Annotated in this window: 18 protein-coding genes; 6 read left to right on the top strand and 12 right to left on the bottom strand. The window is 50.1% G+C overall.

The window, feature by feature from the left end; all coding sequences use genetic code 11:
- The first annotated feature begins 94 nt into the window (after positions 1-94).
- From AWQ24_RS10155 to AWQ24_RS10140, 4 genes are read left to right on the top strand one after another with little or no spacing between them, the layout of a single operon-like run.
- Positions 95-3379 carry an aminotransferase class I/II-fold pyridoxal phosphate-dependent enzyme gene (locus AWQ24_RS10155; RefSeq protein WP_065716744.1) on the top strand — a complete coding sequence of 1095 codons (3285 nt, stop codon included), beginning with the start codon at positions 95-97 and terminating at the stop codon, positions 3377-3379.
- Complete coding sequence (locus tag AWQ24_RS10150) at positions 3380-4186, top strand: SDR family oxidoreductase (RefSeq protein ID WP_065716743.1); 807 nt, start codon at positions 3380-3382, stop codon at positions 4184-4186. It abuts the gene before it with no gap.
- A gap of 45 nt (positions 4187-4231) precedes the next feature.
- Complete coding sequence (locus AWQ24_RS10145; protein WP_012307587.1) at positions 4232-6010, top strand: fatty acyl-AMP ligase; 1779 nt, start codon at positions 4232-4234, stop codon at positions 6008-6010.
- Between the two features lie 9 nt (positions 6011-6019).
- Positions 6020-7246, top strand: a complete 1227-nt coding sequence (locus tag AWQ24_RS10140; protein WP_012307586.1) for a glycosyltransferase — start codon at positions 6020-6022, stop codon at positions 7244-7246.
- On the opposite strand, the gene AWQ24_RS10135 is transcribed toward AWQ24_RS10140, so the two are convergent.
- Positions 7235-8572: a lipopolysaccharide biosynthesis protein gene (locus AWQ24_RS10135; RefSeq protein WP_012307585.1), complete on the bottom strand. Its 1338-nt coding sequence runs from the start codon at positions 8570-8572 to the stop codon at positions 7235-7237. The two genes, AWQ24_RS10140 and AWQ24_RS10135, sit on opposite strands and share 12 nt — an antisense overlap.
- A gap of 179 nt (positions 8573-8751) precedes the next feature.
- Between AWQ24_RS10135 and AWQ24_RS10130 the strand changes: the two genes are divergently transcribed.
- Positions 8752-9273: a sterol desaturase family protein gene (locus tag AWQ24_RS10130; protein ID WP_062434941.1), complete on the top strand. Its 522-nt coding sequence runs from the start codon at positions 8752-8754 to the stop codon at positions 9271-9273.
- Positions 9274-9405: 132 nt separating this feature from the next.
- On the opposite strand, the gene AWQ24_RS10125 is transcribed toward AWQ24_RS10130, so the two are convergent.
- The 6 genes from AWQ24_RS10125 to AWQ24_RS10100 all read right to left on the bottom strand — a co-directional run bounded on the left by AWQ24_RS10125 (position 9406) and on the right by AWQ24_RS10100 (position 15234).
- The gene (locus tag AWQ24_RS10125; protein ID WP_065716742.1) at positions 9406-11010 is read right to left on the bottom strand and encodes an NAD(P)H-quinone oxidoreductase subunit 4; all 1605 of its coding nucleotides are present in this window, start codon (positions 11008-11010) and stop codon (positions 9406-9408) included.
- 267 nt (positions 11011-11277) lie between these two features.
- Positions 11278-11739: an anti-sigma factor gene (locus AWQ24_RS10120; RefSeq protein WP_157096855.1), complete on the bottom strand. Its 462-nt coding sequence runs from the start codon at positions 11737-11739 to the stop codon at positions 11278-11280.
- A 113-nt stretch (positions 11740-11852) separates the two neighbouring features.
- Complete coding sequence (locus tag AWQ24_RS10115; protein WP_012307580.1) at positions 11853-12509, bottom strand: sigma-70 family RNA polymerase sigma factor; 657 nt, start codon at positions 12507-12509, stop codon at positions 11853-11855.
- A gap of 100 nt (positions 12510-12609) precedes the next feature.
- Positions 12610-13164, bottom strand: a complete 555-nt coding sequence (locus AWQ24_RS10110; RefSeq protein ID WP_030006461.1) for a late competence development ComFB family protein — start codon at positions 13162-13164, stop codon at positions 12610-12612.
- 258 nt (positions 13165-13422) lie between these two features.
- Positions 13423-14388 carry a quinolinate synthase NadA gene (nadA, locus tag AWQ24_RS10105; protein WP_065716740.1) on the bottom strand — a complete coding sequence of 322 codons (966 nt, stop codon included), beginning with the start codon at positions 14386-14388 and terminating at the stop codon, positions 13423-13425.
- Between the two features lie 75 nt (positions 14389-14463).
- Positions 14464-15234, bottom strand: a complete 771-nt coding sequence (locus AWQ24_RS10100; RefSeq protein WP_065716739.1) for an ABC transporter permease — start codon at positions 15232-15234, stop codon at positions 14464-14466.
- A gap of 85 nt (positions 15235-15319) precedes the next feature.
- Here AWQ24_RS10100 and AWQ24_RS10095 point away from each other — a divergent pair, with 85 nt between their 5' ends.
- Complete coding sequence (locus AWQ24_RS10095) at positions 15320-16435, top strand: DegT/DnrJ/EryC1/StrS aminotransferase family protein (RefSeq protein WP_065716738.1); 1116 nt, start codon at positions 15320-15322, stop codon at positions 16433-16435.
- Positions 16436-16543: 108 nt separating this feature from the next.
- On the opposite strand, the gene AWQ24_RS10090 is transcribed toward AWQ24_RS10095, so the two are convergent.
- The 5 genes from AWQ24_RS10090 to psaA all read right to left on the bottom strand — a co-directional run bounded on the left by AWQ24_RS10090 (position 16544) and on the right by psaA (position 25334).
- Positions 16544-16822, bottom strand: coding sequence for an HU family DNA-binding protein (locus AWQ24_RS10090; protein ID WP_012307575.1), 279 nt, complete (start codon positions 16820-16822; stop codon positions 16544-16546).
- A 266-nt stretch (positions 16823-17088) separates the two neighbouring features.
- On the bottom strand, positions 17089-18210 hold the full coding sequence (locus AWQ24_RS10085) for an AI-2E family transporter (protein WP_065710989.1): 1122 nt from the start codon (positions 18208-18210) through the stop codon (positions 17089-17091).
- A 131-nt stretch (positions 18211-18341) separates the two neighbouring features.
- The gene (locus tag AWQ24_RS10080; RefSeq protein ID WP_065716737.1) at positions 18342-20543 is read right to left on the bottom strand and encodes an amino acid permease; all 2202 of its coding nucleotides are present in this window, start codon (positions 20541-20543) and stop codon (positions 18342-18344) included.
- 195 nt (positions 20544-20738) lie between these two features.
- Positions 20739-22940: a photosystem I core protein PsaB gene (gene psaB / locus AWQ24_RS10075; protein ID WP_065716736.1), complete on the bottom strand. Its 2202-nt coding sequence runs from the start codon at positions 22938-22940 to the stop codon at positions 20739-20741.
- Positions 22941-23114: 174 nt separating this feature from the next.
- Entirely contained in the window at positions 23115-25334 is a 2220-nt protein-coding gene (gene psaA / locus AWQ24_RS10070; protein ID WP_012307571.1) for a photosystem I core protein PsaA, read from the bottom strand.
- Positions 25335-25444 lie beyond the last annotated feature (110 nt).

The following is a 25444-nucleotide window of genomic DNA, read 5'->3' as shown; positions in this document are numbered from 1 at the left end:
TTTCTGCATAACAAAATTAGAAAACTCCTTTATTATTCCTTAAGGTCAGGCTCCACAAACTGTTGCGTCCCCTTAGCTTTTGATTTACTGCTTTATGACGTTTCTCCAGCATTCTATCCAGGCACAAGCATCGTTGCTCGATATCCTCAATGAGCGGGCACGCAGCCAACCCAATGCCCAAGCCTATGTTTTTTTAGAAAATGGAGAAACTGAATCTGGTCACCTTACTTACCAAGAATTAGCAACTCAGGCAAAGGCGATCGCCTCCCATCTGACCCCCTGGCGTGGGGAACGGGCATTGTTGCTGTATCCGTCTGGATTGGCGTTTATCACAGCATTTTTGGGGTGTCTTTATGCCGGGGTGATTGCGGTGCCTGTCTATCCGCCGAAGCGCAACCAAAAGTTATCGCGCCTGTTGGCGATCGCCGATAATGCCCAGGCCAAACTTGCCCTAACCACCGAGGCCTTGTTAGGAGATATTCAACAAAGATTTGCCCAAGCAGAGCCGTTTCAGGATCTAACCTTTTTGGCGACGGATACTTTAGAACAAGCTCCCCAAGGCTTCAAGCCCCAGGAGATTCAGGGGGATGATCTAGCATTTCTGCAATACACTTCTGGCTCCACGGGGACACCCAAGGGCGTGATGGTTTCCCACCGGAACATCCTCCACAACCAGCGACTGATTCAAACCGCTTTTGGCCATAGTGAAAAGAGTATCGGGGTCGGTTGGCTGCCCCTTTTCCATGATATGGGTCTCATTGGCCATGTACTCCAGCCGCTTTACGTGGGCTTTCCCAGTATTTTGATGCCTCCGGTGGCGTTTTTGACTAATCCTCGTCGCTGGCTCCAGGCGATCGCCAAGTATCGGGCTACGACCAGCGGTGGGCCAAATTTTGCCTATGATCTATGTGTTGATCGCCTGACGGACAGTGATCTAGCCGATCTGGATTTAAGCAGTTGGAATCTTGCTTACAGCGGTGCAGAACCAGTGCGGGCGGCGACCCTCGAAAAATTCAATCAAAAATTTGCCCCCTGTGGTTTCCGGCCAGAGGCCTTTTACCCCTGCTATGGCATGGCGGAGGCGACCCTATTCATTACGGGGGGTGATAAGCAACAAGCCCCGATCACCACCAGTTCGTCCGAAGAGTCAGACAATTTATTTGTTAGTTGTGGCCAACCCTACCATGACACCCAGGTGGCGATCGTCGATCCGGAATCTTTTACCCCTTGTCCTGAAGGGATGACTGGGGAAGTGTGGGTGCGGGGGGACAGTGTCGCCCAGGGTTATTGGAATGCCCCCATTGCCACCCAAGAAACCTTTACGGCAACTCTCAATCACCATCAAAAATCTTTCCTGCGCACTGGTGATCTTGGTTTTATCGCCGCAGGAGAACTGTTCATTACCGGTCGCCTCAAGGATTTAATTATCGTCCGGGGAAAAAATCACTATCCCCACGACATCGAGCTTACGGCCCAACAGTCCCACCCAGCTCTCCGGGAAAATTGCGGGGCAGCCTTCACGGTAGAAATTGACGGTACAGAACGCCTAATGCTGGTGCAAGAGGTAAAACGAACTTTTCTCCGAAATCTGGATGTCGAGGCGATCGCCCAAAAAATCCGTCAGGCGATCGCCGCAAACCATGAACTACAAACCTATGGCATCATCCTGATTAAAACCGGTAGCATCCCAAAAACGTCCAGCGGTAAAATCCAACGACACCGTTGCCGTCAGGCGTTTCTGGCCGATGAGTTGATGGTTGTGGGCCGCAGCGTCCTGGGTGAAGTAGATCATGCTTCCGCCCAAAGTTTTAATCCTCCCCAGAAACAACCACCCTCCCAGCCGACCACTGACTTAATTAAACCCCTCCGCGAACAATTGGCCCAAGCCCTCTCGCTGCCCCTTGATACTATCCAAGACGATCAGCCCATCGCCGCTTTGGGCCTAGATTCCGTGCAAGTTATTGAAATCAAGCATTACATCGAGCAAAAATTCGATTTAATAGTGCCCCTTGAAAAATTTTTTGAGGATCTTACCGTTGCCCAACTCGCCCAGGATATCCTGACTCTAGCTAATCTCCCCCAAGAATCCCAACATCACCAAAACGGACATCTCCCCCAAGCGACTCAGCTAGAAGCAGAGGGCATTGATCTCGACCAACGGTTGCGCCTCGCTTATAAACCAAGCCGTAATGTCCTTGATAAAGCCAGGGAGTTTAACCTGCCGGATCAATTGCGAGCCAATGATCTACTGCCCTATTTCCGGGCCCTTGAACGCAATGAAGGGGCCACCTGTATTTTTGAAGGGCGACAACTAATTATGTTGGGCTCCAATAATTATCTGGGGCTGACTGCCGATGTCCGAGTACGAGAAGCCACTGCCAAGGCCGCTCTAGAAGAAGGGCCGAGTTTAACGGGATCACGACTACTCAATGGTTCGACCCGCCAACACCGGGAATTTGAGCGAAAACTTGCCGCCTTCGTCGGTCATGAGGATGCTTTAGTCTTTACCACGGGATATCAGGCGAATTTAGGCTTTATTTCCGCCTTGATGAACGAAAATACAACGATGATCCTCGACAGTGAGGCCCATGCTTGCATTTACGATGGGGCGTTTATGAGTCGCTGCCGGGTAGTTCAATACCAGCACAATGACCTGCAAGATTTAGAACAAAAATTGATCCAGGTGACAACGGACTCGGCAACAATGGTCACGATTGATGGTCTGTATTCAATGACGGGGGATATTGCGCCCCTACCAGAAATTCGGCAATTATGCGATCGCCATGGGGCTACCCTCGCAGTAGATGATGCCCATGCTCTGGGTGTTTTGGGAAAAACGGGCCGGGGGACGGAGGAGCATTTCGGGATGATTGGCAGCAGTGATATTCTTTGTGGGACTTTTTCCAAGAGTTTGGCTTCCATTGGCGGTTGGGTCGCCGCCGAAGCAAAGGTGATTGATTGGATTCGTTTTAACGGGCGGTCAATGTTATTTTCGGCTTCCATCCCCCCCACCTCCCTGGCTGCGGCTGCCACGGCCTTGGATATTTTGATTGCCGAGCCCTGGCGGGTACAAAAGCTCCATGAAAATGCCCAATATTGGCAACGGGGGTTACAGTCCCTTGGCTTTACTGTGGGTACCGCCCAAACGCCGATTATTACGGTACATATTGGCGATGATTTTAAATGTATGCAGTTCTGTAAGGCGCTGCTAGAGGCGGGAGTTTATGTGAATGCGGCGGTATATCCGGCGGTGCCTCGTAATAAAGCCGCCCTCCGCACCAGTGTGATGGCGACCCACACCCAGGAACATTTAGACAAAGCCCTCGCAATTTTTGCGGAAGTCGGTCAGCAATTTCTGGCTGAAATCGAGGCTGAATAGATGCGACACGCAATTATTACGGGGGGATCGAGTGGGATTGGTTTGGCGATCGCCTGTCAGTTAGCTCAACAGGGGAATGTCAATCTTTCAATCATTGCCCGCAATCCTGATAAACTCCAGGCAGCTCAAACTCAGATTCAAGAAGCTTTTGCCGATGTCCAGCAGCAATGTTTAACCCTCACGGCGGATGTGGCCCAACGGTTGGAAATTGAACAGGCGATCGCCACAGCCATAGAAAAATTTGGAGCGCCGGATTTATTAATTACCTCAGCAGGAATGGCCCACCCTGGTTATTTTCAGGAACTGCCCCTCGAAATTTTTGAACAAACCATGACGGTAAATTATTTCGGCACGTTGTATGCGATTCGCGCTGCTCTCCCAGCAATGCAGACCCAAAACCAGGGCCAAATTGTAATGATTTCCTCTGGAGCGGGTCTAGTGGGTTTGTTTGGCTATACCCCCTACAGTCCGAGTAAATTTGCCCTGCGGGGTCTGGCGGAATCTCTCCGGGGAGAACTCAAGCAACACGGAATTCAGGTGGCGATCGCCTATCCGCCCGATACCGATACCCCCCAACTGGCCGCCGAAAATTTGACAAAACCGCCGGAAACCAAGTTAATTACAGAGACCGCCCAAATGTGGACAGCAGAACGGGTTGCCGCCACCATTCTCCGGGGTATTCAGCGACAAAAATTCGTTATTACCCCTGGCTTGGAAATGCAACTACTTTATCGCCTCCATAGCCTGCTGGCCCCCGTCCTGCAATGGTATTTTGATCGACTGGTGGCCCGCGCCCGCCAACACTAAATCTTTATCCCTTTCCTTTACCCTGACCCCATGGGATCGCCCACCATGACCCATTCTGCGAAAACCATTGTTGATCTGCTTCGTCACCGCGCTGACAGCACCCCCGACCGCACCGCCTATCACTTTATTTCAGGCGAAGATAACCTCACAACCCTGACCTATGCCCAACTAGAGCACCAGGTAAAGGCGATCGCCGCCCATTTGCAAACCTTTATCGAACCAGGCGATCGCATTTTGTTAGTGTTCCCCTACTCGGCGGGCCTCGAATTCGTCGCTAGTTTTTACGCTTGTCTCTACGCCGGGGCGATCGCCGTCACCATTAACCCCAGTCGCAGTGATGACGCCCTCGAAAAGCTTATGGAAAGGGTAGAAGATTGTCAGGCCAAGGGAATCCTCACAACCCGCGCCCTCATTGACTATTTCCAAAAGAAACTCACTAAAGCCCCCCGCCAGGCCGCTGGTCTTGTGCGCAAATTTAGCCAAGTCAAAGTAATTGCGATGGATGAAATTCCCGCAGATCTCGCAGCAGACTGGCAAGCCCCCAAGATTACCGACGACACCCTCGCCTTTTTGCAATACACCTCCGGCTCCACAGGGAAACCCAAAGGCGTGATGGTCACCCATGGTAATGTGCTCCATAACTCCGCCGTGATTTACAAATCCTTTAGCCACAGTCCCGAAACCCGGATGGCCAGTTGGCTCCCCATGTTTCACGATATGGGCTTGATTGGCGGCGTCCTCCAGCCTTTTTATGGCAACTTTGAGGCCTTTCTGATGTCTCCCATCGAGCTAGTACAAAAGCCCGTCCGGTGGCTAGAGATCATCTCCCAGCACCGCATCACCACCAGTGGTGGCCCGAACTTTGCCTATGATCTGGTTGCTCGCCAAGTCACCCCAGAACAACTCAAAACCCTCGATCTCAACTCTTGGGATGTGGCCTATAGTGGCGCTGAAACTGTCCGGGCTAGTACCCTAGAAAAATTCACCCAGACCTTCGCCCCCTGTGGGTTTCGTCGCGAAGCCTTTTATCCTTGCTATGGCATGGCCGAAGCGACTCTGTTCATCAGTGGTGGCTCCAAGGAAAAAGCGCCAGTGGTGCAATATATGGCCCCCGAAGCCCTCGAACAAAATCAAGCGATCATCAGTACCGATGGCAGTCGGGGTATTGTTAGTTGTGGCTGGACATGGCTTGACGATGAAGTAATTATCGTTGACCCGGAAACCAAAACCAAGCTTCCCGAAGGCCAAGTGGGCGAAATTTGGGCCGCAGGCAAAGGCATTGGTAAAGGCTACTGGGAGCAGCCAGAAATCACAAAAGAAACCTTCCAAGCCTATGTGGATAACCAAGGCCCCTATCTCCGCACAGGGGATCTCGGCTTTTTAAAAGATGGTGAACTCTTTATTACCGGACGTACGAAGGACGTAATGATTCTTTGGGGCCGCTACCGTTATCCCCAGGACATTGAACTGACTGTGGAGCAATGTCACCCGGCTCTGCGTCCCTGTGCGGGTGCGGCTTTTTCCGTTGAGGCCGCCGATGAAGAACGACTGGTGGTGGTTCAAGAATTGGAACGGAGCTATGTCCGTAAATTTGATCTAGAGGAAATTGTTGGGGCAGTTCGCCAGGCTGTGTACGAGGAACATACGGTGGAAGTTTACGGTATTGTCCTCTTGCGAACGGGCAATATCCCCAAGACCTCCAGCGGTAAGATTCAACGGCAAGCCTGTCGTCAGCAATATCTGGCGGGTACCCTCAACGGTTTGGGGGAATGGCAGTTGGCGATCGCCGATAGTGATGTCACGGCCCTGGCCAATAGCCTCTAAAGGGTGGCGATGAAAATTGCGATTATTTCGAGTACCTTTTTGCCTTCCCACGATGGGGTGAGCATCACGCTATTTGAACGTTTAAAATTCCTATCTGCCCAGGGACATCAGGTGCTCTGTTTTGTTTCCAGTTACCAGGAAGTCGCCGCTATTTATCCCCGTTGGGCTGATTATGTGGGCGATTTGTTTGCAAATATCGCAATTGTGCCATTGCCCAGTGTGGCCTGGTTGGGGATTCCCCAGGAACGCAATCCCAAGCGGAGTAGTTTAAGGCGCATCGAAACAGAATTAGCACAATTCCAGCCAGATTTGATTCAAGTCGAAGAACCAGAACGGCTTTGGACGACGCTTTTCGCCTTACCGGGGTTGGATTATGCCCAAGCGCGAAATATTCCCTATATCGGCTGTTACCGGACGAATTTTGTCGATTATCTCCAGGACTATGCCCCGGCTTGGTTAATTGGGCCAGCGAAATGGGCCGCTTTAGCCCTAACCCGTCGGCTCTATGGCAAATGTTCTGTCACCCTGGTGGGCAGTCATTTTATTGAACAGCGCCTAAAGCAATGGCAACTAGAAAATGTGGTTTATATGCCCGTGATTGGCCCGCCGAAAATTGCGAATCCCCAAGCCCTAAAACAGACTAATTTTTTTCAGCAGCATTATGGCTTACCAGACCTAGATCAGCAGGTCAAAATTCTTTTTTTGGGGCGACTGTCTCCCGATAAAAATTGGGCTTTTATTCTGAAGCATTTACCAGAACTTGGTCGAGCAAACATTACTGAAAACTTTACGCTGCTAGTAGCAGGCCGGGGAGAATTGGCAGAGGCGATCGCCGAAAGTAAATTTGCCCAAACCTTACCGACAGTGATTCTGGGCGAGGTGCCCCACGAGCAGGTGCCAGCCCTCTTAGCGAATGTGGATCTTCATGTGACTGCTTCCCTTAAAGAAACCTTTGGCCGCACAGTGCAAGAATCCCTCTATGTGGGGACGCCCGTTTTAGCCCCGGACTGTGACTGGGCGCGGAATCTGATTGAGCCTGGGGTCAATGGTTGTTTGTTTCAACCTGAAGACGGAAAAGATTTTATCCAGCAGCTAGCTCAGTTGATCGACTCTAAAGGCGATCGCCAACGGCTGCAAAACAATATCCAAAAGCAAAACCAAAATCGAGAGGTGCAACTTGATCCCAGTGAACAATGGGTTCGTTATTTAGAAACCCAAATCCGATCAACGGGTTAAATATTCCGGCGTTGGTGTCGAACGTCGTTGCACTTCCCGCCACGTACAGAATAAATTCAGTGAAAACCCAACACCATTGGCAATGAGAGTCGCCATGCCCGCCCCCAAAGCTCCGTAATAGTAAGCCAAAACCACCAGTAACGGCAGATAGAAAAGAAGAATGGCGGTGGCATTATTTCGCAGTGAGATATGGGGCATTTCCATCGCAAACAGGGCTGGTTCAAGCAGATAGTTCCCCATCATCAAAATACCGCCGATAATCAACAAAACTAAGGTGCCATAGGCCGCCGTAAACTCTTCTCCCATCGCGTAGTAGAGTAACCCTTTGCCCCCCAACAAAATGGCAATCAGCAAAATAAAACCAATCCCCTGGAGCACCCGTCCTAGTTTCCACAGCAGCTTTTGAAATTTGCGCCAGCGTCCTTGGGCACTCAAATGGGCCAATTCAGGATAAACCGACTGGGTAAAAATTAAAGCGAGTTCTCGAAACGGGGTCGAAAATTCATAGCCAGCCCGAAATAACGCCACAGCACTGGGGGTCGCCACCGCGCCGACAATCAACGGACTCAGGGTGATCGCCAGCGGTAAAGAAGAATTCAGATTAGAAACAAAGCAAAATTTTAGAACACGGCGATCGCCAAACAAAAAATCCGGCAAAGACCAATCCAAACGACGCAAAATTTGCTTTTTATGGGCTTGCCACAAACCCAAAGCCAACAGCGAAAGACCATTAAGTGCCTCCCCACACAACCAAGCCAGAAGATAGCCCATCAAAGGAGCATCGAGCCAGAGGGCAATGAGAGTGCCCACAAGACGCGTAAGCGGTGGCACCAATTGTTGGGCCGCGAGTAGATCAAAGCGATCATCGAGTCGCAGTAAACCAATAGGGGTTGAGCCAAGGGTACAAAGCATTAGAATACTGGCCTGCTGCACAGCATGAATCGTCTGCGGCTCCCATCCCACGATTGGCCCGACCCACGGCGCCGCCGCAACAGCAACTAGATACCCCCCCAAAGAACCCAGAAGATCCAGGCCAGTGGTTAATTTAAATAACTCGCATAAACCCTTAGAATCCTTGTTTTTTACATAATCAGCGCCATAACGAATTAACGCTTGCCATGACTGAAAAGTCGTCAAGCCAATCAAAAGCTCAATGTAGGCCCGGAGTAAAATTAACCTCCCAAAAGTCTCAACCCCAAGGGCATGGGCCGTGAGACTGAGATAACAGAAGTTGATGATCGCCGTCAGGATTTGACCACAGAGCAACCAACTGAAATTTTTTAAGATTTTGCGGAGAATGCGGTCTGCCCAAAAAAATTTAGCCATTGATTCGTGACGGAAAAAAAATTACGGCCTTCACTGTTGAGACCCAAAGGTTTGCCGGGACAACTATAATACAAAAGTTCACAAATGTTCCCTGGCCCAATCATGGCGAACCGCAAGGGTTGTAGCCAACATAGCCTGTTTACTCTATTGAAGTTTTGCGTGAACTGCAAGTGTGACCTATGGAAATTTTGTTGCCTTTACTCATCTTCAGCCTGGCCTTTATCTTCGGTAGTTTTCTGGAATATTGGATTCACCGAATTTTCCATGCTTCCCCCAAGCATCCCCTGAAGCGCATTTTTCCTAAACTGGGCCAAGGCCATGCCCAACATCATGTTGGCGGTACTGGCCAGGGTTTTCTTTGGGAGTTTCGCAACTATGTTTTCGGGATTAATGTTGTGATGTTGCCTTTTTTTCTCCATTCTCTGACCCTAGGAATCAGTTGGTTTCTGGGCTGTTTTTTCTACGCGGCCTTTGCTGCCTTCGCCCACCAATTGCAACATGACAACCCGATTAAATGTTTTTGGCTACCGATGCCCGTCCATTACGTTCACCATAAATACAATCAGTGGCACCATAATTTTGGGATCGGTGTTGATTGGTGGGATCGGCTTTTTGGCACCTATCGTCCGATGCCCGCTTGGCTCACAGAAAAGGAACAGCGCACGGCAGACCAGAAATTTTGGCAGATTAAATGGCTCTAGAGAATATGTAGTCTGAGCAGCATTTATTCGGACAAAAAAATGGGCTACTTAGAGCCCATCCATTTCAGATTATTTTCCTAAATTTATGGTGCTAACCCAAGGAGCTTATCAATGGAAAGCATCCAATGATTGCTAAAAACGAGGAGCAATCAGGGCCGGCATTTGCGAGCTTAAACCCATTTGCGCTTGGCGATCGCCATTTTGGGGAAGTTGCTCTGCATACAACGGTAAAGCGGCCCGTACCTTCGAGGCGACCTCAACGGTTTTGAGATCATAGGTAGTCGTTGCCAGTTTTGGATAAAGGCCGATGGCAATAATCGGGGCCAGCAAACAAACTGCCACAAAGATTTCCCGCGGTTTGGCATCTTCCCCCGCCGCAAGGCTGAGTGTAGCCTGGGAGCCTTTGCCGTAGAATACTTCCCGCAGCATTGAAAGCAAGTAAATGGGCGTTAAAATCACCCCAACCGCCGTTAAGAAAATGGCGATCGCCTTAAAGCCATAGCTATAGGCATCACTATTGCTTAAACCGAGGAAGACAGTCAGTTCACTGACGAAACCACTCATCCCTGGCAGTGCCAAAGACGCCATCGCCGCCGCCGTAAACATCGCAAAGGTTTTGGGCATCAACCGCGCAATACCGCTCATTTCGTCCATCATCAAAGTATGGGTGCGTTCATAGGTGACCCCAGACAGGAAGAACAGGGCCGCCGCAATGAAACCATGGGACAACATCTGTAACACGGCACCATTCATTCCCAAATCGGTGAATGAAGCAATCCCAACGAGGACAAAACCCATGTGGGAGATAGAAGACGAAGCCAAACGTCGCTTTAAGTTGGTCTGTCCAAAGGCGGTCAGCGCCCCATAGACAATGTTGACAATCCCTAGAACAATCAGTAGGGGAGCAAAACGAATATGGGCATCCGGCAACATTTCCATGTTTAACCGAATCAAACCATAGCCACCCATTTTTAAGAGCACACCAGCAAGGATCATGGAGACCGGCGCAGAGGCTTCACTATGGGCATCCGGCAGCCAAGTGTGGAGCGGGAAAATAGGCAATTTAACGCCAAAACCAATGAGAAATCCAGCATAGGCCAGTAATTCTAACGCCAGCGGATAATCCTTTAATCCCAAGGCTTGCATATCAAAGGTCACGTCACCGCCATAGAAAGCAAGGGCTAAGGTAGACGCGAGGATGAAAACAGAACCCAGGGCCGTGTAGAGAATAAATTTAGTGGCCGCATAGAGGCGTTTTTTTCCGCCCCAAATGGAAATGAGCAGATACACAGGAACTAGCTCTAATTCCCACATAATAAAGAACAGCAGCAAATCCTGGACGGCAAAAACACCGATTTGCGCACTCAGCATCACGAGGATGAGGCCCGCAAAGAGTTTCGGCTTCTTGGTGACGTTCCAGGCCGCGAGGGTCGCCAAGGTGGTGATCAGGGTCGCCAAAATAATTAAAGGCATTGACAAACCGTCAACGCCTAGGGACCAGTTCAACCCCAATTGGGGAATCCATACAAAATTTTCAGTGAGTTGAAATTCTGTGCGACCGAGATCGTAGTTTTGCCAAAAAGCAGTGACTAAAAGGGCAAAATCGGTGAGGGCAACGCCTAGGGTATACCAGCGGATGGTTTTACCTTCTTTGTCGGGGATGAGGGGAATGACAAGGGCGGCCAAAAGCGGAAAGGCGATCGCCGTAGTGAGCCACGGGATTTGCAAGCTATCCATAGGACTAGGAAAAAATACTTATTATTGCGTTCGCCTCCGATTATATGAATTTTTGTTACAACCTGCCAAGGGGTTAAAGTAAAAACTTTTTATGGTCATGTTTATTTTTTGGGTTGTCTGTCTATCAGAAGACAGAATCCTGGTTTTGTGATGGAAAAAAGAAAAAAAATAATGCTTTTTTTACATCGAAATTCCCCCCAAACAAAAATCCACGGCGAGACAGCTCACCATGGACGATGTGGGCAAAACTTAACATCAACCGAAACATTAGGGCGACTCTGTGGTGGCCAGTTTGGGAATTTGTAAAACCGGGCGATTTAGAGCGACCACAAGGGCTTCTTCTCCCTGGGGAGAGGTTTCGACTAGGGCAGCGGTGGGTTGCTGATCGGGGTCATTTTTAGCAAAGCGATCAAAGTTAAGGCGCGGCATCTGACCCATAACCCCAGCCACAAAGAGAGCGGCGATCGCCCCGCTGCCCCAGAGGGAAAGGGTGCGTAACTGGGAACGACGCAACCGCGCCAATACCCGTTGACCGAGATATTGGGCCGAAATGCTGGTGGGAATGGGCAGCAACTGTAGCGCTTGTTTGAGTTGCCGTAGCTGTTGATATTGCTGTTTGACCTGGGGGTCAGTATCCAGGAGGTGCTGAATTTCCTTGCGTTCTGCTGGGGTGGCCTCCCCGTCAAAATAGGCGCTCAGGCGCTGGAACTGCTCAAAATTGTGGCCCATAGGAGTTTCAGAATAGGTGTGGTGTTGGTGAGAAGTGTGTTTTTTTTTCATTTCTAGGTCACCCCCTCTTCGGCGATCGCCATCGGTTTGCCGCTGAGAAAAGCTTTCATTATCTAGTCCGCCAAATAGGGCTGGAGCATTTCCTGTAACTTGGCTCGGGCCCGGGCGATCCTTGACTTGACGGTGCCGAGAGAAACCCCGGTGATTTCCGCAATTTCTTCGTAGGCGAGCCCTTCAATTTCCCGCAGCACGATTGTTGTGCGGAAGACTTCCGGCAGTTCGGCGATCGCCTCCCGTAAATGTTCGTAAAATTCCTGGGTTGCCAGATCATCATCGGGGCTGGGATCATCAGAGGCTACGTCCCAAGCCACTTCTCCATCCTGGGTCTGAAACGGATTGTCCAACGAGAGGGGACGACGAACCCGTTTACGTTTGCGTAGCTCGTCATAGAAGAGGTTTGTAATAATTCGACTCAGCCAACCCTTAAATTTTTGGGGATCATTCAAACGCTGAAGATTGCGATAGACCCGAATCCAAACTTCCTGGGATAAATCGGACCGATCCTGCCAATCCGGAGCGAGGTGGTAGAGGAGCCGATCCACATGGGACTGGTAACGTTTTAATAATTCCACGAAAGCAGCCCGCTCAGGCTTACTACCCGCCTGGCAACGGAGAATTAAATCATAGTTAGAGAGTTTTTCCGGAGACACACCACTTTTGGGAACGACTCCCTGCTGGGAAGGAATGGGGATAGAAAGGGATCGGTTCATGCTCTCTTCACAAAGAACTCATAACGGGACTTCTTCTTGTAAAGACCCTACGGCCCAGAAAAAAGTTCCAGCTCCTAGCTCTAAGTGTCAGCCCCCAGTCCTAGGAAAACACATTCTCTTCCTGTTCAAAGCCCGGTGCATAGCCTTCCAGGAGCTTACTGACCTGGGCTAACATGCTCTTGTCTTGGTTCGGAGAGGCGATCGCCTGGCGCTCAGGGAAAAAGTCCGGTCGGTCTAGATAACGAGACAGGGCAGCATCCACCTGTTCATTAATTAAACCCTGCAATTCCTCACGGGCCTTTTGACGCTGATAGTTCGCTCCCTCTTCCGTCGTTGCGTAGAGCGGTGGCAAACGGTTTAGGGCATAGGCCGCAATATCCCCTACATCCAAACTTTGGGTGCTACTCGCCTCGATCTCAGCGACCCGGGCAATGGAGCGGCTAATAACTAGCTCCTCCATGACATTGATGAATTGTTTCCGGGGGACAGCAATCACTTCCCCCGTGAGCAAAGCCCCCATCAGGCGATCTAGCGCCATATATTCCTCAATGGAAAGCTCAGAGGACATATCGCAAATGCGTCCAACTTCCGCTTCCATGCTTGGGGTGAGATAGCCGTCTTTTAGGGCTTGTTCAACAATTTGATCAATACTCATAGGTTTCTTGGAAAATTCCGGGACAAGGGGGCCAATCACTTCACTATCTTTGCGTAAAAATCGGGGAAAAACCACGATTCTCTAAGAAAGTACATCCCATTACTATCATTCCAATTTATAGCAAGGGAATGGGCAATCTTTTTGCTTGACTTACACAGATTTACAAATGTTTTACTTCCCGTATGGGTAATGTAGTTTACTCTAAAGGATTTTTGTCAATTTGCTACTGCTTATTTTGCCGCGACTAACGCCTTTGTTCTAGGCACTCATCTCTAGCATTTTCTGAATCGGTTTCAAGGCAGCCGTCGCAATGTCGGGGCTAAGAGTGATTTCCGGGGCTTTATGTTTCATGGCCAAATAGAGTTTTTCTAAGGTGTTGAGGCGCATATGGGGACATTCATTGCAGGCACAGTTACTGGTAGAAGGGGCCGGAATAAAAGTTTTACCGGGGCTTGCCTTTTCCATTTGATGGATGATGCCCGGTTCGGTGGCGACAATGAAAGTCTGGCTGGCACTCTCTTGGGAGCGCTTTAGGAGGGCGGTCGTGGAGCCGATAAAGTCGGCATGGTTTAACACAGGAGTTTCACACTCAGGGTGAGCGAGCACCTCCGCGTCGGGATGTTCGAGTTTGAGTTCGATGATACGTTTTTCGGAAAAGGTTTCGTGGACAATGCAACTGCCCTGCCAGAGGAGGAGATCCCGTCCGGTTTGTTCACTCACGTAACGGCCGAGGTTTTTATCCGGGGCAAAAATGATCGGTTGGTCGGCGGGAATTTGGTTGACGATTTTGACGGCGTTGGAGCTGGTGCAGATGATGTCGCTCATCGCCTTGATCTCGGCGGTGCAGTTGATATAGGAAATGACGATGTGGTCTGGGTGCTTGGCTTTAAATTGAGCAAATTCGGCGGGGGGGCAACTGTCGGCGAGGGAACAACCGGCATCGAGATCGGGCAGAAGCACAAGTTTATTGGGATTGAGAATTTTGGCAGTTTCTGCCATGAAATGCACCCCAGCGAAAACAATCACTTCGGCATCGGTTTCGGCGGCTTGGCGGGCTAAACCTAAGGAATCACCAATGTAGTCGGCAATGTCTTGGATGTCATTTTCTTGGTAGTAGTGGGCGAGGATGATGGCGTTGAGGTCTTGTTTGAGATCAGCGATCGCCCCAAAGAGGTCTTGGGGAATGGCGGGTGTTGTCGGGCGGGCAGCGGCAGCAGCAAACATGGTCGTTTTTCCGTGAGAGATGGATCGCGGCAAATATGGAAATTCAGTCTAGCAAGGATTGGCAGGGAGCAAAACTTAGAGGGTGAGCTGGGCAGTGGGGTTAAAAAATTGCCGATAAAGGCCCTCAGTCACCAGGGAAGTACAGATGAGGTTAATGGTCACAATCAAAAAGAGAATCAAAATTTGATAGGAGGCAGCATTAAGCGGATCAATGCCCGATAAGACTTGCCCCGTAAACATCCCCGGCAAACTCACTAAACCTACTACCATCATAGAATTGATCGTCGGGATTAGGCTGGCGCGGATCGCTTCGGTACGGTAGCTGGCGATCGCCTGTTTGGGAGTTGCACCGAGACAAAGCTGGGTTTCGATTTCCAAACGACTGGTTTTAATCCGACTGCTGAGCCGTTCTCCCGCCAGGGAAGCACTATTCATCGCATTCCCCAAGACCATCCCTGTCAACGGAATCAAATACTGGGGGTCATACCAAGTCTCTGGCTGCACAATCACCAGTAGGGTATACGCCAACGGCACACTGAAACTGATAAAAATTGATCCCCAGATCAATGGCAATTTAACCCGATCATTAATCCGATTTTTCGCGGCGATCGCCGCAATGGTCAACATCACCAAAACAATCCCTAACACCGCCAATGGGTGCGCCAAGGCAAAGACCATTTCCAGGGCATAGCCCACCACCAACAATTGCAAAATTGTCCGTCCCGTTGCGAGTAAAAGCTGCCCCTCTAGCCCCAACTTTTGCCACCGGGCCAGGGCGATCGCCAAGGCAATTAGTCCCAACGCCCAGCCCAAATCTCCCGGATCTAAGGCAATAAATTCACCCATGCGCTTTTTTTTTTCACTCCCATAACCTATAACATTTATATTTACGCTTTTATGCGAATTCCTACCCAAAAAATCACCGTCACCCATGAGCCAAATTCCTCCCGTTGATCTAGGGCGCCAGTATGCAACCATTGCCGATGAAACCAATGCCGCCGTCTTGGAAGTGCTCAGTTCCGGTCGCTATATCGGGGGGACAGCAGTAAGCGAATTTGAAAAACATTTTGCCGCTTATCACCAGGTTGACTCTGCCATCGGCTGCAACTCCGGCACCGATGCCCTTTATCTTGCCCTAAAAGCCCTTGGGATCGGCGTTGGCGATGAAGTGATCACCTCTACTTTTACTTTTATCGCCACCGCAGAAGCCATTGCCATGTGTGGCGCAACCCCTGTCTTTGTTGATATTACCGCCGCAACCTTCAACCTCGATCTCGATCAACTAGAAGCGGCCATTACTTCCCGTACCAAGGCCGTGATCCCCGTTCATTTATTTGGACAACCTGTGGATATGACCCGTCTTGGGGAAATAGCCCAAAAACATAGCCTGCTTATCGTTGAAGATTGTGCCCAGGCCACGGGAGCAAAATGGGGAGATCGCCAGGTGGGAGCCTGGGGAGATGCTGGCTGTTTTAGCTTTTTTCCGACGAAAAATTTAGGCGGTTGTGGCGATGGTGGTGCTGTGACGACCAACAATCCTGATCTCCATGGGCAGATCAAAATGCTCCGGGAACACGGCTCCAAAGTCCGCTACCAACATGAAGTGCTGGGGGTAAATAGTCGGTTAGATGCAGTGCAGGCCACGATTCTCGCCGTTAAATTGCGTCACCTCGACCTTTGGAATCAACAACGTCAGGCGATCGCCCACCGTTACCATGAATTGCTGGCTGGGATCGAAGGCATTCAACTCCCCCAAGCGACCCCTGGTGGAACCCATGTCTGGAACCAATACACGATCCTCGTTCAAGCCGGCGATCGCGATACCCTCCGTAGCCAGCTACAAGCCGAGGGCATCATTGCGATGGTGTACTATCCCAAACCCCTACATCTCCAGCCCGTGTTTGCAACCTTTGGCTACCAATCCGGAGCATTTCCCATTGCTGAGCAATGTTCTCACCAGGTGCTGTCTTTGCCTATGTTCCCCGACCTCAGCATCCCAGAACAAGAACAAGTGGCCACAACCCTCAAGCGTTTATTGGCGGCTTAACAACGCAGTAATATCGATCAGTCAAAAAATAAAAAAGCCCAGAGAGTCAACGTTGTGACCATCTAAGCCTCCGTACACATTTTTAGTTTGTCCGACCAAAGCCAACTTCTATTTAGGGGCAACCATTTCCTTAAACTGTTTACCAGCAGAAAATGCGGGCACTGTGGTTGCTGGAATTTGCATTTTTTCGTTGGTCTTGGGATTGCGACCTTCTCTCGCTTTGCGGTGGCGGGGTTCAAAGGAGCCAAAACCGACGAGGGTTACTTTGTCACCATTGGCAACGGTTTCCATGATTGCCTCTACGGTGGCACTAATCACAGAATCTGCCTGCTTTTTGCTGATACCAGCTTTCTCAGCGACTAAATCGACTAATTCGCCTTTATTCATTAAAAATCTCCTGAATTTTAGATATTGTGAGAAGTATAGGTAAAAAAACCAGGCAAAACAAGAATCCCAGAAGAGATATTTTGCACTGTTGCGGGTCAAACTTATCTTGTTGCAAGGTTTTCCTGCATTATTCTAAGCGTTCTTTGCTCAATATGGATCGCTGAAAGCATTAATTTACATAGATTTCAACAATTTTTCCGTTTCAAAACTTTAAAAATAGAACAAGGGAGAGCAAATTTGTCAGAGAACGCCAAAATAATTGCTGCCTAGACTTGATTTTTCTCAGATTTATGGCTGTCGGACAGGGACGGAGTCGCCGTTGAGGTGAGGGACACGGGTAATGGTTTTGTTTTGAGGTAAAGATTATCGAGCAGTACAGCGGCTCCCGCAACCCAGGGTGGCACAATCACCGCGCCTAAAATTCCCAGCACCTGGGCCCCTCCCAAAACCGCCAACAACTGATAAAGCGGGTTCACTTTGACCGAAGAACCGACTAATAACGGATCTAATACATAGGTTTCGAGGTTTTGGATCAAGGTAAAAAGCAGTAGGACGGATAAAAATGTCCATCCTCCCTGGGCGATCGCCACAATTAAAGCCGGCACAGCACCTAGCACAGGCCCAAAAAACGGAATTAAATTTGTCACCGCCGCGATCACCCCCAAACCGAGGGCTAATTCTGAAATCCCCAGCAGCCTTAGGCCAATGGTGATGACAATGCCGAGAATCCCCGAAACCACGATCCGACCTTGAATATAACTTCCCATCCGCTCGCTCATGGGCTGCACCTGTTCCAGAAGTTGTTCATCCCAGGGAGCCGGAAAAAGACTGACAAAGCCTTTAATTAATTTGTCAGAACCAGACAGCATATAACCAGAGAGCATAAACGCCAGAATCAAGCTTAAAATGCCCCCAATGACCCCCCGCGTAATGCCGTAGGAACGAATCAGCAGCTCTTGGGAAGAACGGAAGGCCCAGGCTGTCAACGCTTGCAAATCAAAAAGACGGTTCAATTGTTCTAAAACTTGTGGCTCTGTCATGCCCAAGCGCACGGCCCAGGATTGAACCAAAACCCCAACAATTTCTAAATACAGGGGTAGCTTCCGGATCAACTTTTGAATTTGATCAACTACCGTGGGGCCAATGAGTAAAACTACCCCCGTGAGAATTGAGATCAAGCCGAGGTACACACCGATCACTGCCAGCCAGCGGGGCACCCGGAAAGATTCAGCGATGGTAATCACTGGTGCAAGGGTCGCTGCAATGACGACGGCAATCATGAGCACAACCAGCAGACTACGTAATTGCCAGAGTAAAAATAGCAATAGCACTGCCCCGACAATCAACAGCAGCGTTGAAAAAGATACTGTAATTTTCCGCTCAGACATACTGAATTTTGCTATTGGTCAGAATTGTTCCCATTGTCGGGGCAAAGTTGCTTGAATGTCACACAAAAGCTATTTTTCTTTTGAGAATACGTCGTTAATACGCAACTAGCCAAGAAATTATTTTTAGAGATTTAAGTGCCCACTTTTCGGGGAGCGCCCACCACTTCTGCAAAGGCAAAATCTGGAGCGGCGAGAACAAACACGGTGCTTGGTAAGTTCTGGGCTCGTTGGGAAAGGCTTTTGTAATAATCCTGGAAATCGGCAGGCTCGTGGGGGCGGGCCATGCCAAGGAAAACAAGATCTGCACTCGCAGAGGATTGGTACAGGATATCTTCAAAGGAGCGATCGCCAGCGATAATAACCATTGGTTCTGCTTTGATGCGGGCACTACTAATCAGGGACTCTAGGTTTAAACGGGCGGCCTGGGCGGCTGTGGCATCCTGTACCACCAGCTTGAGGTAAATCTGGGCACTGCGCCACCGGATATCGGTACGGAGCAAATAAGCCAGCATCAACATTAAGCCGCCATTGCTCTGAACCCCACCCCACCAGATATCAATCCGTTTTTTACGACCAAAAACCCGCTCTGGATTTTCATGGAAGATAATGATATTGCGTTGGGCAATGTGAACCTGCTGCAAAAGATGACAGTAGGCGGCAAATCGTTCAGGTGATTCTGTACTGCCCAGCAAAACCGTGTTGGGGGTTAAGTCCCCTAGGCCATAGGTTTCAATTAAATTTAAGGCACCAACAAAGGGATCATCGGCGGTACTGAGACGTACCAAGGCTTTTACACCCCGTTTTGCCAAATAATCGCGGATTGTGGTTTCCATTTTTACCTGTTGGCCAGGGTCACGGGAGCCTTCGGGGAGCACTGTGGCCACCGTCATCAAGGCCCGATTATGACTAAAACCATCTGCTAGCTCGATTAAAGACCAACGTTTTCGGGGTGCCCCAGAAAGCACCAGGAGATGAGGCCGCCAGTTTTTGCTATCTTCGGCCCCTGCCACTTGATAAATCGCTTTACTAATCAGGGCCATCCACAAACCACGCCGAACATCTCCCCAGGTGACTTGGAGTTCCCGCCGCTGTAGCCAAAAGTAAATGATCGTCACGATCAAGGCTGCAACGACCGTGGCGATCGCATTGATTAAAAACATCACCCCAAGGCAGCCCACAGCCCCCAAAAGGGAAAGCGCCCAGTGCACCCTAAAGGTCGGTCGGAAGGAAGGACTTTGGAGGAGAGTTTCAATACCGGCGGAAATATTGAGGACGAGATAGGTGGTCAAGAAAAACATCGTCAACACCGGCGCAATGATGTTGAGATCACCAATACAAACAGCGGCGATCGCCACCCCCAAAGTGACAATGGTGCCAATACGCGGCTCATCCTCCGACCCACTACCAGATCCCAGAAAACCTAACCATGGCGGCAACACGCCATCCCGGGCGAGGGCTTGTAAAACCCTAGGGGCACCGAGGATACTCCCAATTGCGCTACTGAGCGTTGCTCCCCAGACCCCCAATAAAATCGCTGGCCCCCAAACAGACAAGCGTTGCATCACCAGGGGATCCTCAATGAGACTGGCTGTATCTCCCCGTTGGGCCAACAGCAACGGAATGAGCATATAGATCACATAGCCAGTACCCACGGCAGCCAGAGTACCAATGGGAATTGCTTTAATCGGATCCTTGAGATCACCGGACATATTTACGCCAGACATAATCCCCGTAACTGCCGGAAAAAATACTGCGAAAACTGTCCAAAAGGGGACTGTCACCTCAGCGCTAGAACCCCATAGGAGAATATCTCCAGCTTCGGGCAAGGGGCGACCCAGCACCAGGGAAAAAAGAGAAAGGGCGATCGCCGCCATGATGAAGTACTGGGCTTTAATGGCAATGCTGGCGGAAGTGAGGGCTAAAATTCCCACTAAAATTGTCACAATCAAAGCCACATAAAGCTGATTTAAGCCACCAAAAACCTGGACAACACTCTCCGCAAAACCAATGGTGTATAGGGCCACCGAAAAGGCCTGGGCGAAATACAACGGGATTCCCACCGCCCCGCCGGTTTCGAGTCCCAAAGAGCGACTAATCATGTAGTAAGCGCCCCCCACACGAACCACCTTATCCGTGGCGATCGCACAGATCGAAAGGGCCGTTAAAAAGGTAATGGCATTGGCGAGGGTAACAATGGCGAGGGAGCCTAACAATCCTGCATTACCCACAACCCAACCAAACCGGAGATACATGATCACCCCAAGGATGGTCAAAATAGAAGGGGTGTAGACCCCCCCAAACATTCCTAACCCAGATTTTTTCTCACTCGCCATAAAAATTCTAAGCTTGCCAAGTTTGTGTCCAGCATAGCGTTATTTTTTCCTTCCTTTGTGCAGAAACAAACTATTTCCGCCTTTTCTAGGATATTTGGCCCATTGTTCTAGGGTTTTTTTCATCGCAAAGCAAAAACCCCCTGCCGAAAAGACAAGGGGTGAGATTTTAGCAGGTTAATTTTCAGAAGAACTTAATCAACCAAACTTACCTGACGTCGAGGCAATCAGGAAGGCCGCGTAGGTGAGGACGTAACCCACCGTGAAGTGAGCGAGACCAACCAAACGAGCCTGAACGATGGATAGCGCAACGGGCTTGTCCTTCCAACGAACAATGTTCGCCAGGGGAGTGCGCTCGTGGGCCCAAACGATAGTTTCGATCAGCTCTTGCCAGTAACCACGCCAAGAGATGAGGAACATGAAACCAGTTGCCCAAACAAGGTGTCCGAAGAGGAACATCCAAGCCCAGACGGAGAGATTGTTTACACCGTAGGGGTTGTAGCCGTTGATCAACTGTGCGGAGTTCGCCCAGAGGTAGTCACGGAACCAGCCCATCAGGTAGGTGGAGTTTTCGTTGAACTGAGCAACGTTACCTTGCCAAATGCCGAGGTGCTTCCAGTGCCAGTAGAAGGTCAACCAGCCCAGGGTGTTCAGCATCCAGAACATTGCGAGGTAGAAGGCATCCCAAGCGGAGATATCACAAGTACCGCCACGACCGGGGCCATCACAGGGGAAGCTGTAGCCGAAGTCTTTCTTATCGGGCATTAGCTTAGAACCACGGGCATCCAACGCACCTTTCACAAGAATGAGAGTGGTGGTGTGAAGACCGAGGGCGATCGCGTGGTGAACGAGGAAGTCACCAGGACCAATGTTGAGGAAGAGAGAGTTAGAACCGCTGTTGATGGCATCTAACCAGCCGGGAAGATAAGCCGCACTTGCATTGGAAGCGATGCTATCAGCGTTGGAAAGAAGTACATCAAAGCCGTAGAGTGCTTTACCAGAAGCCGCTTGGACAAACTGAGCAAAGACAGGTTCGATGAGGATTTGCTTTTCAGGGGTACCGAAGGCAACTACTACATCGTTGTGGACATAGAGTCCGAGGGTGTGGAAACCGAGGAAGAGAGATACCCAGCTGAGGTGGGAGATCAGGGCTTCCTTGTGCTCCAACATGCGATAAAGAACATTGTCTTTGTTCGCTTCGGGATCGTAGTCACGGACGAAGAAAATCGCACCGTGGGCAAACGCACCGACCATCAAGAAACCAGCGATGTACTGGTGGTGGGTGTACAGTGCTGCCTGGGTAGTGTAATCCTTGGCGATGAACGCATAGGAAGGCAGAGAGTACATGTGCTGTGCAACCAAGGAGGTGATTACACCCAAGGATGCAAGCGCCAGACCCAACTGGAAGTGGAGGGAGTTGTTAATGGTATCGTAAAGACCTTTATGGCCGGCACCAAGCTTACCGCTGGGGGGCTGGTGGGCATTGAGGATCTCTTTGATGCTGTGACCAATCCCGAACTTGGTGCGATACATGTGACCCGCGATGATAAACAGCACGGCGATCGCCAAGTGGTGGTGGGCAATATCAGTCAACCAGAGAGACTCCGTTTGGGGGTGGAAACCACCAAGGAAGGTCAGAATCGCAGTACCTGCACCTTGGGATGTGCCAAACACATGACCCGCAGTATCAGGGTTTTGCGCATACACACCCCAGTTCCCAGTGAAGAAGGGCATCAAACCAGCGGGGTGAGGCTTCACAGAAAGGAAGTTATCCCAGCCAACATGAACACCGCGAGACTCAGGAATTGCAACGTGTACGAGGTGACCTGTCCAAGCCAAAGAACTGACACCAAACAAACCAGCTAAGTGGTGGTTGAGGCGAGATTCAGCATCCTTGAACCACGCAAGACTAGGACGGAACTTGGGTTGCAAGTGCAGCCAGCCTGCGAACAAAAACAGAGAAGAGAGGATCAGAAGAAATACTGCGCCTTGGTAGAGGTCAGCATTGGTGGTCATCCCAATGGTGTAGAACCAATGGTAAACCCCAGAATATGCAATGTTTACAGGGTTAGAAGCGCCCGCTTGGGTAAAGGCATCAATTGCGCCTTGACCAAAGTGGGGATCCCAGATCGCATGGGCGATGGGACGGACGTTCAGGGGATCTTTGATCCACTGCTCGAAATTGCCTTGCCAAGCAACGTGGAAGAGGGTGCCGGAAGTCCACAGGAAGATGATTGCGAGGTGACCGAAGTGGGAAGCAAAGATCTTTTGGTAAAGATTCTCCTCAGTCATCCCGTCGTGGGTCTCGAAATCATGTGCTGTAGCGATTCCGTACCAAATCCGACGCGTAGTGGGATCTTGAGCAAGGTCTTGGCTAAATTTTGGAAATTTAGTTGCCATAACTATGCTTGAGGTTCTCCTCGTTAAACAAATGAGGGTGAGGTCGTCAAATGTAACCTCTGTATTTTCCCGCAGGGAAAGATACTAGGAGCCAATTGGGAGGGAAGGTGAATCGAGTGAAATACAACTCTTACAACTCCCCCTGAAATTGGCGATCGGTAAACCATTTCAGAGTTAACCGATGGACAAGCTTCTCGCTAGGAAGAAGGCCCAGGTTGTCACGATCCCACCGAGGAGATAGTGAGCAACACCAACCGCACGACCTTGAACGATGCTCAAAGCACGGGGTTGAATCGCAGGAGCCAACTTGAGCTTATTGTGTGCCCAAACGATGGACTCGATGAGTTCTTGCCAATAGCCACGTCCACTGAAGAGGAACATGAGACTGAAGGCAAACACAAAGTGACCCGCCAGGAACATGATGCCGTAAGCCGACAGTGCAGAACCGTAGGAGTTGATCACCTGAGAAGACTGTGCCCAGAGGAAGTCACGGAGCCAGCCGTTAATGGTAATTGCGCTTGTGGCAAAGTTACCACCAGTGACGTGGGATACGCTACCGTCTGGGAGGATTGTGCCCCAAACATCGGATTGCATCTTCCAGCTAAAGTGGAAAATCACGATAGAGAGGGAGTTGTACATCCAGAACAGGCCGAGGAAGACATGGTCCCAACCAGAAACTTGGCAAGTACCACCACGACCAGGACCGTCACAGGGGAAGCGGAAGCCCAGTTGACCCTTATCGGGTACGAGACGGGAGCTGCGGGAATAGAGAAGACCCTTCAGCAGAATAAGTACAGTGACGTGGATGGTAAACGCATGGATATGGTGAACCATGAAGTCAGCAGTACCGAGGGTGATGGGCATTAGGGCAACTTTGTTACCGATTGCCACTACATCACCGCCGAAAACTTGACTCGCAGAGGCAATCGCATTGGGAGCGGTGCCACCGGGAGCAAGGGTATGGATGTTTTGAATCCACTGCGCGAAGATAGGCTGCAACTGAATCGCAGAATCAGAGAACATATCTTGGGGACGACCCAACGCACGCATGGTGTCATTGTGAATGTAGAGACCAAAGCTGTGGAAGCCAAGGAAAATACAAACCCAGTTGAGGTGAGAAATAATCGCGTCACGGTGACGAATTACGCGGTCTAAGAGGTTGTTAACGTTCTTAGCAGGGTCGTAATCGCGAACCATGAAAATTGCGCCGTGGGCACCAGCACCAACAATGAGGAAGCCGCCAATCCAAGTGTGGTGAGTGAACAGAGACAGCTGAGTGCCGTAATCTGTTGCCATGTAAGGATAGGGAGGCATGGAGTACATGTGGTGCGCGATGACGATGGTTAAAGAACCAAGCAGCGCGAGGTTAACCGCCAATTGAGCGTGCCAAGAGGTGGTTAGAATTTCGTAAAGACCTTTGTGACCTTCGCCAGTGAAAGGGCCTTTGTGGGCTTCGAGGATCTCTTTCATGCTGTGGCCAATACCGAAACCAGTCCGGTACATGTGACCCGCGATGATGAAGAGAACAGCGATCGCCAAATGGTGGTGAGCCACATCGGAAAGCCAGAGGCTACCAGTAGTGGGATTCAAGCCACCCTTAAAGGTTAAGAAATCAGAGTATGCAGCCCAATCTAAAGTGAAGAAAGGCTTCAGACCCTGGGCAAAGCTGGGATACAGTTCCGCCATTACCGAAGCATCAAAGAACTCGTGGGGTAAAGGAATATCCTTTGCAGCCACACCAGAATCTAGGAGCTTGTTTACCGGTAAAGAAACGTGGATCAAGTGGCCAGTCCAGCCCAAAGAACCACAACCTAACAATACGGATAGGTGGTGATTCATCATGGCTTCAGCATTCTGGAACCATTCCAGTTTCGGAGCTGCTTTATGGTAGTGGAACCAACCGGCAAACACCATTAGGGCTGCCATAACAAGACCGCCAATGGCAGTCACATAGAGCTGATAAGAGTTGGTAAAACCAGCAGCACGCCAGAGGTAAAACAGACCAGAGGTAATTTGAATACCGCTGAAGCCGCCACCGACGTCTCCGTTCAGAATGCCTTGACCCACAACGGGCCAAACCACTTGTGCACTTGGCTTAATAACAGTGGGGTTATTTAACCAAGCTTCATAGTTAGAAAATTTTGCGCCATGGAAGTACATGCCGCTGAGCCAAACAAAGACTACAGCAAGGTGACCGAAGTGGGCGCTAAAGATTTTGCGCGAAATATCTTCGAGATCACTTGTTTGGCTATCGAAATCATGTGCATCAGCATGGAGGTTCCAAATCCAGGTGGTGGTTTTTGGACCCCGTGCCAGAGTTCGGTCAAAGTGACCCGGTTTGCCCCACTTCTCAAAGGAAGTTGGTACCGGATCCTTATCAACCTTTACTGCCATGAGGATTCTCCTCTCTAGACAATCGACGTAATAAAGGTTCTATCTAAATAGATGTATTCAAATAGATAAGCTGTGAGCGAATCACCAGCTTGCAAGGTTTCCAGTGATTT

Source organism: Picosynechococcus sp. PCC 8807 (assembly GCF_001693295.1).
Taxonomy (GTDB): domain Bacteria; phylum Cyanobacteriota; class Cyanobacteriia; order Cyanobacteriales; family MRBY01; genus MRBY01.
Note: the sequence above shows the minus strand (reverse complement) of the source record. Positions and strands in the feature narration are given on the sequence as shown.

Excerpts from the sequence above, each read along its gene's own strand:
- AWQ24_RS10110 (WP_030006461.1), bottom strand. The coding sequence starts at position 13,164 with ATGAGTATTGATCAAATTGTTGAACAAGCCCTAAAAGACGGCTATCTC.
- AWQ24_RS10080 (WP_065716737.1), bottom strand. The coding sequence starts at position 20,543 with ATGGCGAGTGAGAAAAAATCTGGGTTAGGAATGTTTGGGGGGGTCTAC.
- AWQ24_RS10150 (WP_065716743.1), top strand. The coding sequence starts at position 3,380 with ATGCGACACGCAATTATTACGGGGGGATCGAGTGGGATTGGTTTGGCG.
- AWQ24_RS10090 (WP_012307575.1), bottom strand. The coding sequence starts at position 16,822 with ATGAATAAAGGCGAATTAGTCGATTTAGTCGCTGAGAAAGCTGGTATC.
- AWQ24_RS10100 (WP_065716739.1), bottom strand. The coding sequence starts at position 15,234 with ATGGGTGAATTTATTGCCTTAGATCCGGGAGATTTGGGCTGGGCGTTG.
- AWQ24_RS10125 (WP_065716742.1), bottom strand. The coding sequence starts at position 11,010 with ATGGATAGCTTGCAAATCCCGTGGCTCACTACGGCGATCGCCTTTCCG.
- AWQ24_RS10135 (WP_012307585.1), bottom strand. The coding sequence starts at position 8,572 with ATGGCTAAATTTTTTTGGGCAGACCGCATTCTCCGCAAAATCTTAAAA.
- AWQ24_RS10085 (WP_065710989.1), bottom strand. The coding sequence starts at position 18,210 with ATGTCTGAGCGGAAAATTACAGTATCTTTTTCAACGCTGCTGTTGATT.
- AWQ24_RS10140 (WP_012307586.1), top strand. The coding sequence starts at position 6,020 with ATGAAAATTGCGATTATTTCGAGTACCTTTTTGCCTTCCCACGATGGG.
- psaA (WP_012307571.1), bottom strand. The coding sequence starts at position 25,334 with ATGGCAGTAAAGGTTGATAAGGATCCGGTACCAACTTCCTTTGAGAAG.
- AWQ24_RS10115 (WP_012307580.1), bottom strand. The coding sequence starts at position 12,509 with ATGAACCGATCCCTTTCTATCCCCATTCCTTCCCAGCAGGGAGTCGTT.
- psaB (WP_065716736.1), bottom strand. The coding sequence starts at position 22,940 with ATGGCAACTAAATTTCCAAAATTTAGCCAAGACCTTGCTCAAGATCCC.
- AWQ24_RS10120 (WP_157096855.1), bottom strand. The coding sequence starts at position 11,739 with ATGGGCCACAATTTTGAGCAGTTCCAGCGCCTGAGCGCCTATTTTGAC.
- AWQ24_RS10145 (WP_012307587.1), top strand. The coding sequence starts at position 4,232 with ATGACCCATTCTGCGAAAACCATTGTTGATCTGCTTCGTCACCGCGCT.
- AWQ24_RS10095 (WP_065716738.1), top strand. The coding sequence starts at position 15,320 with ATGAGCCAAATTCCTCCCGTTGATCTAGGGCGCCAGTATGCAACCATT.
- AWQ24_RS10155 (WP_065716744.1), top strand. The coding sequence starts at position 95 with ATGACGTTTCTCCAGCATTCTATCCAGGCACAAGCATCGTTGCTCGAT.
- AWQ24_RS10130 (WP_062434941.1), top strand. The coding sequence starts at position 8,752 with ATGGAAATTTTGTTGCCTTTACTCATCTTCAGCCTGGCCTTTATCTTC.
- nadA (WP_065716740.1), bottom strand. The coding sequence starts at position 14,388 with ATGTTTGCTGCTGCCGCTGCCCGCCCGACAACACCCGCCATTCCCCAA.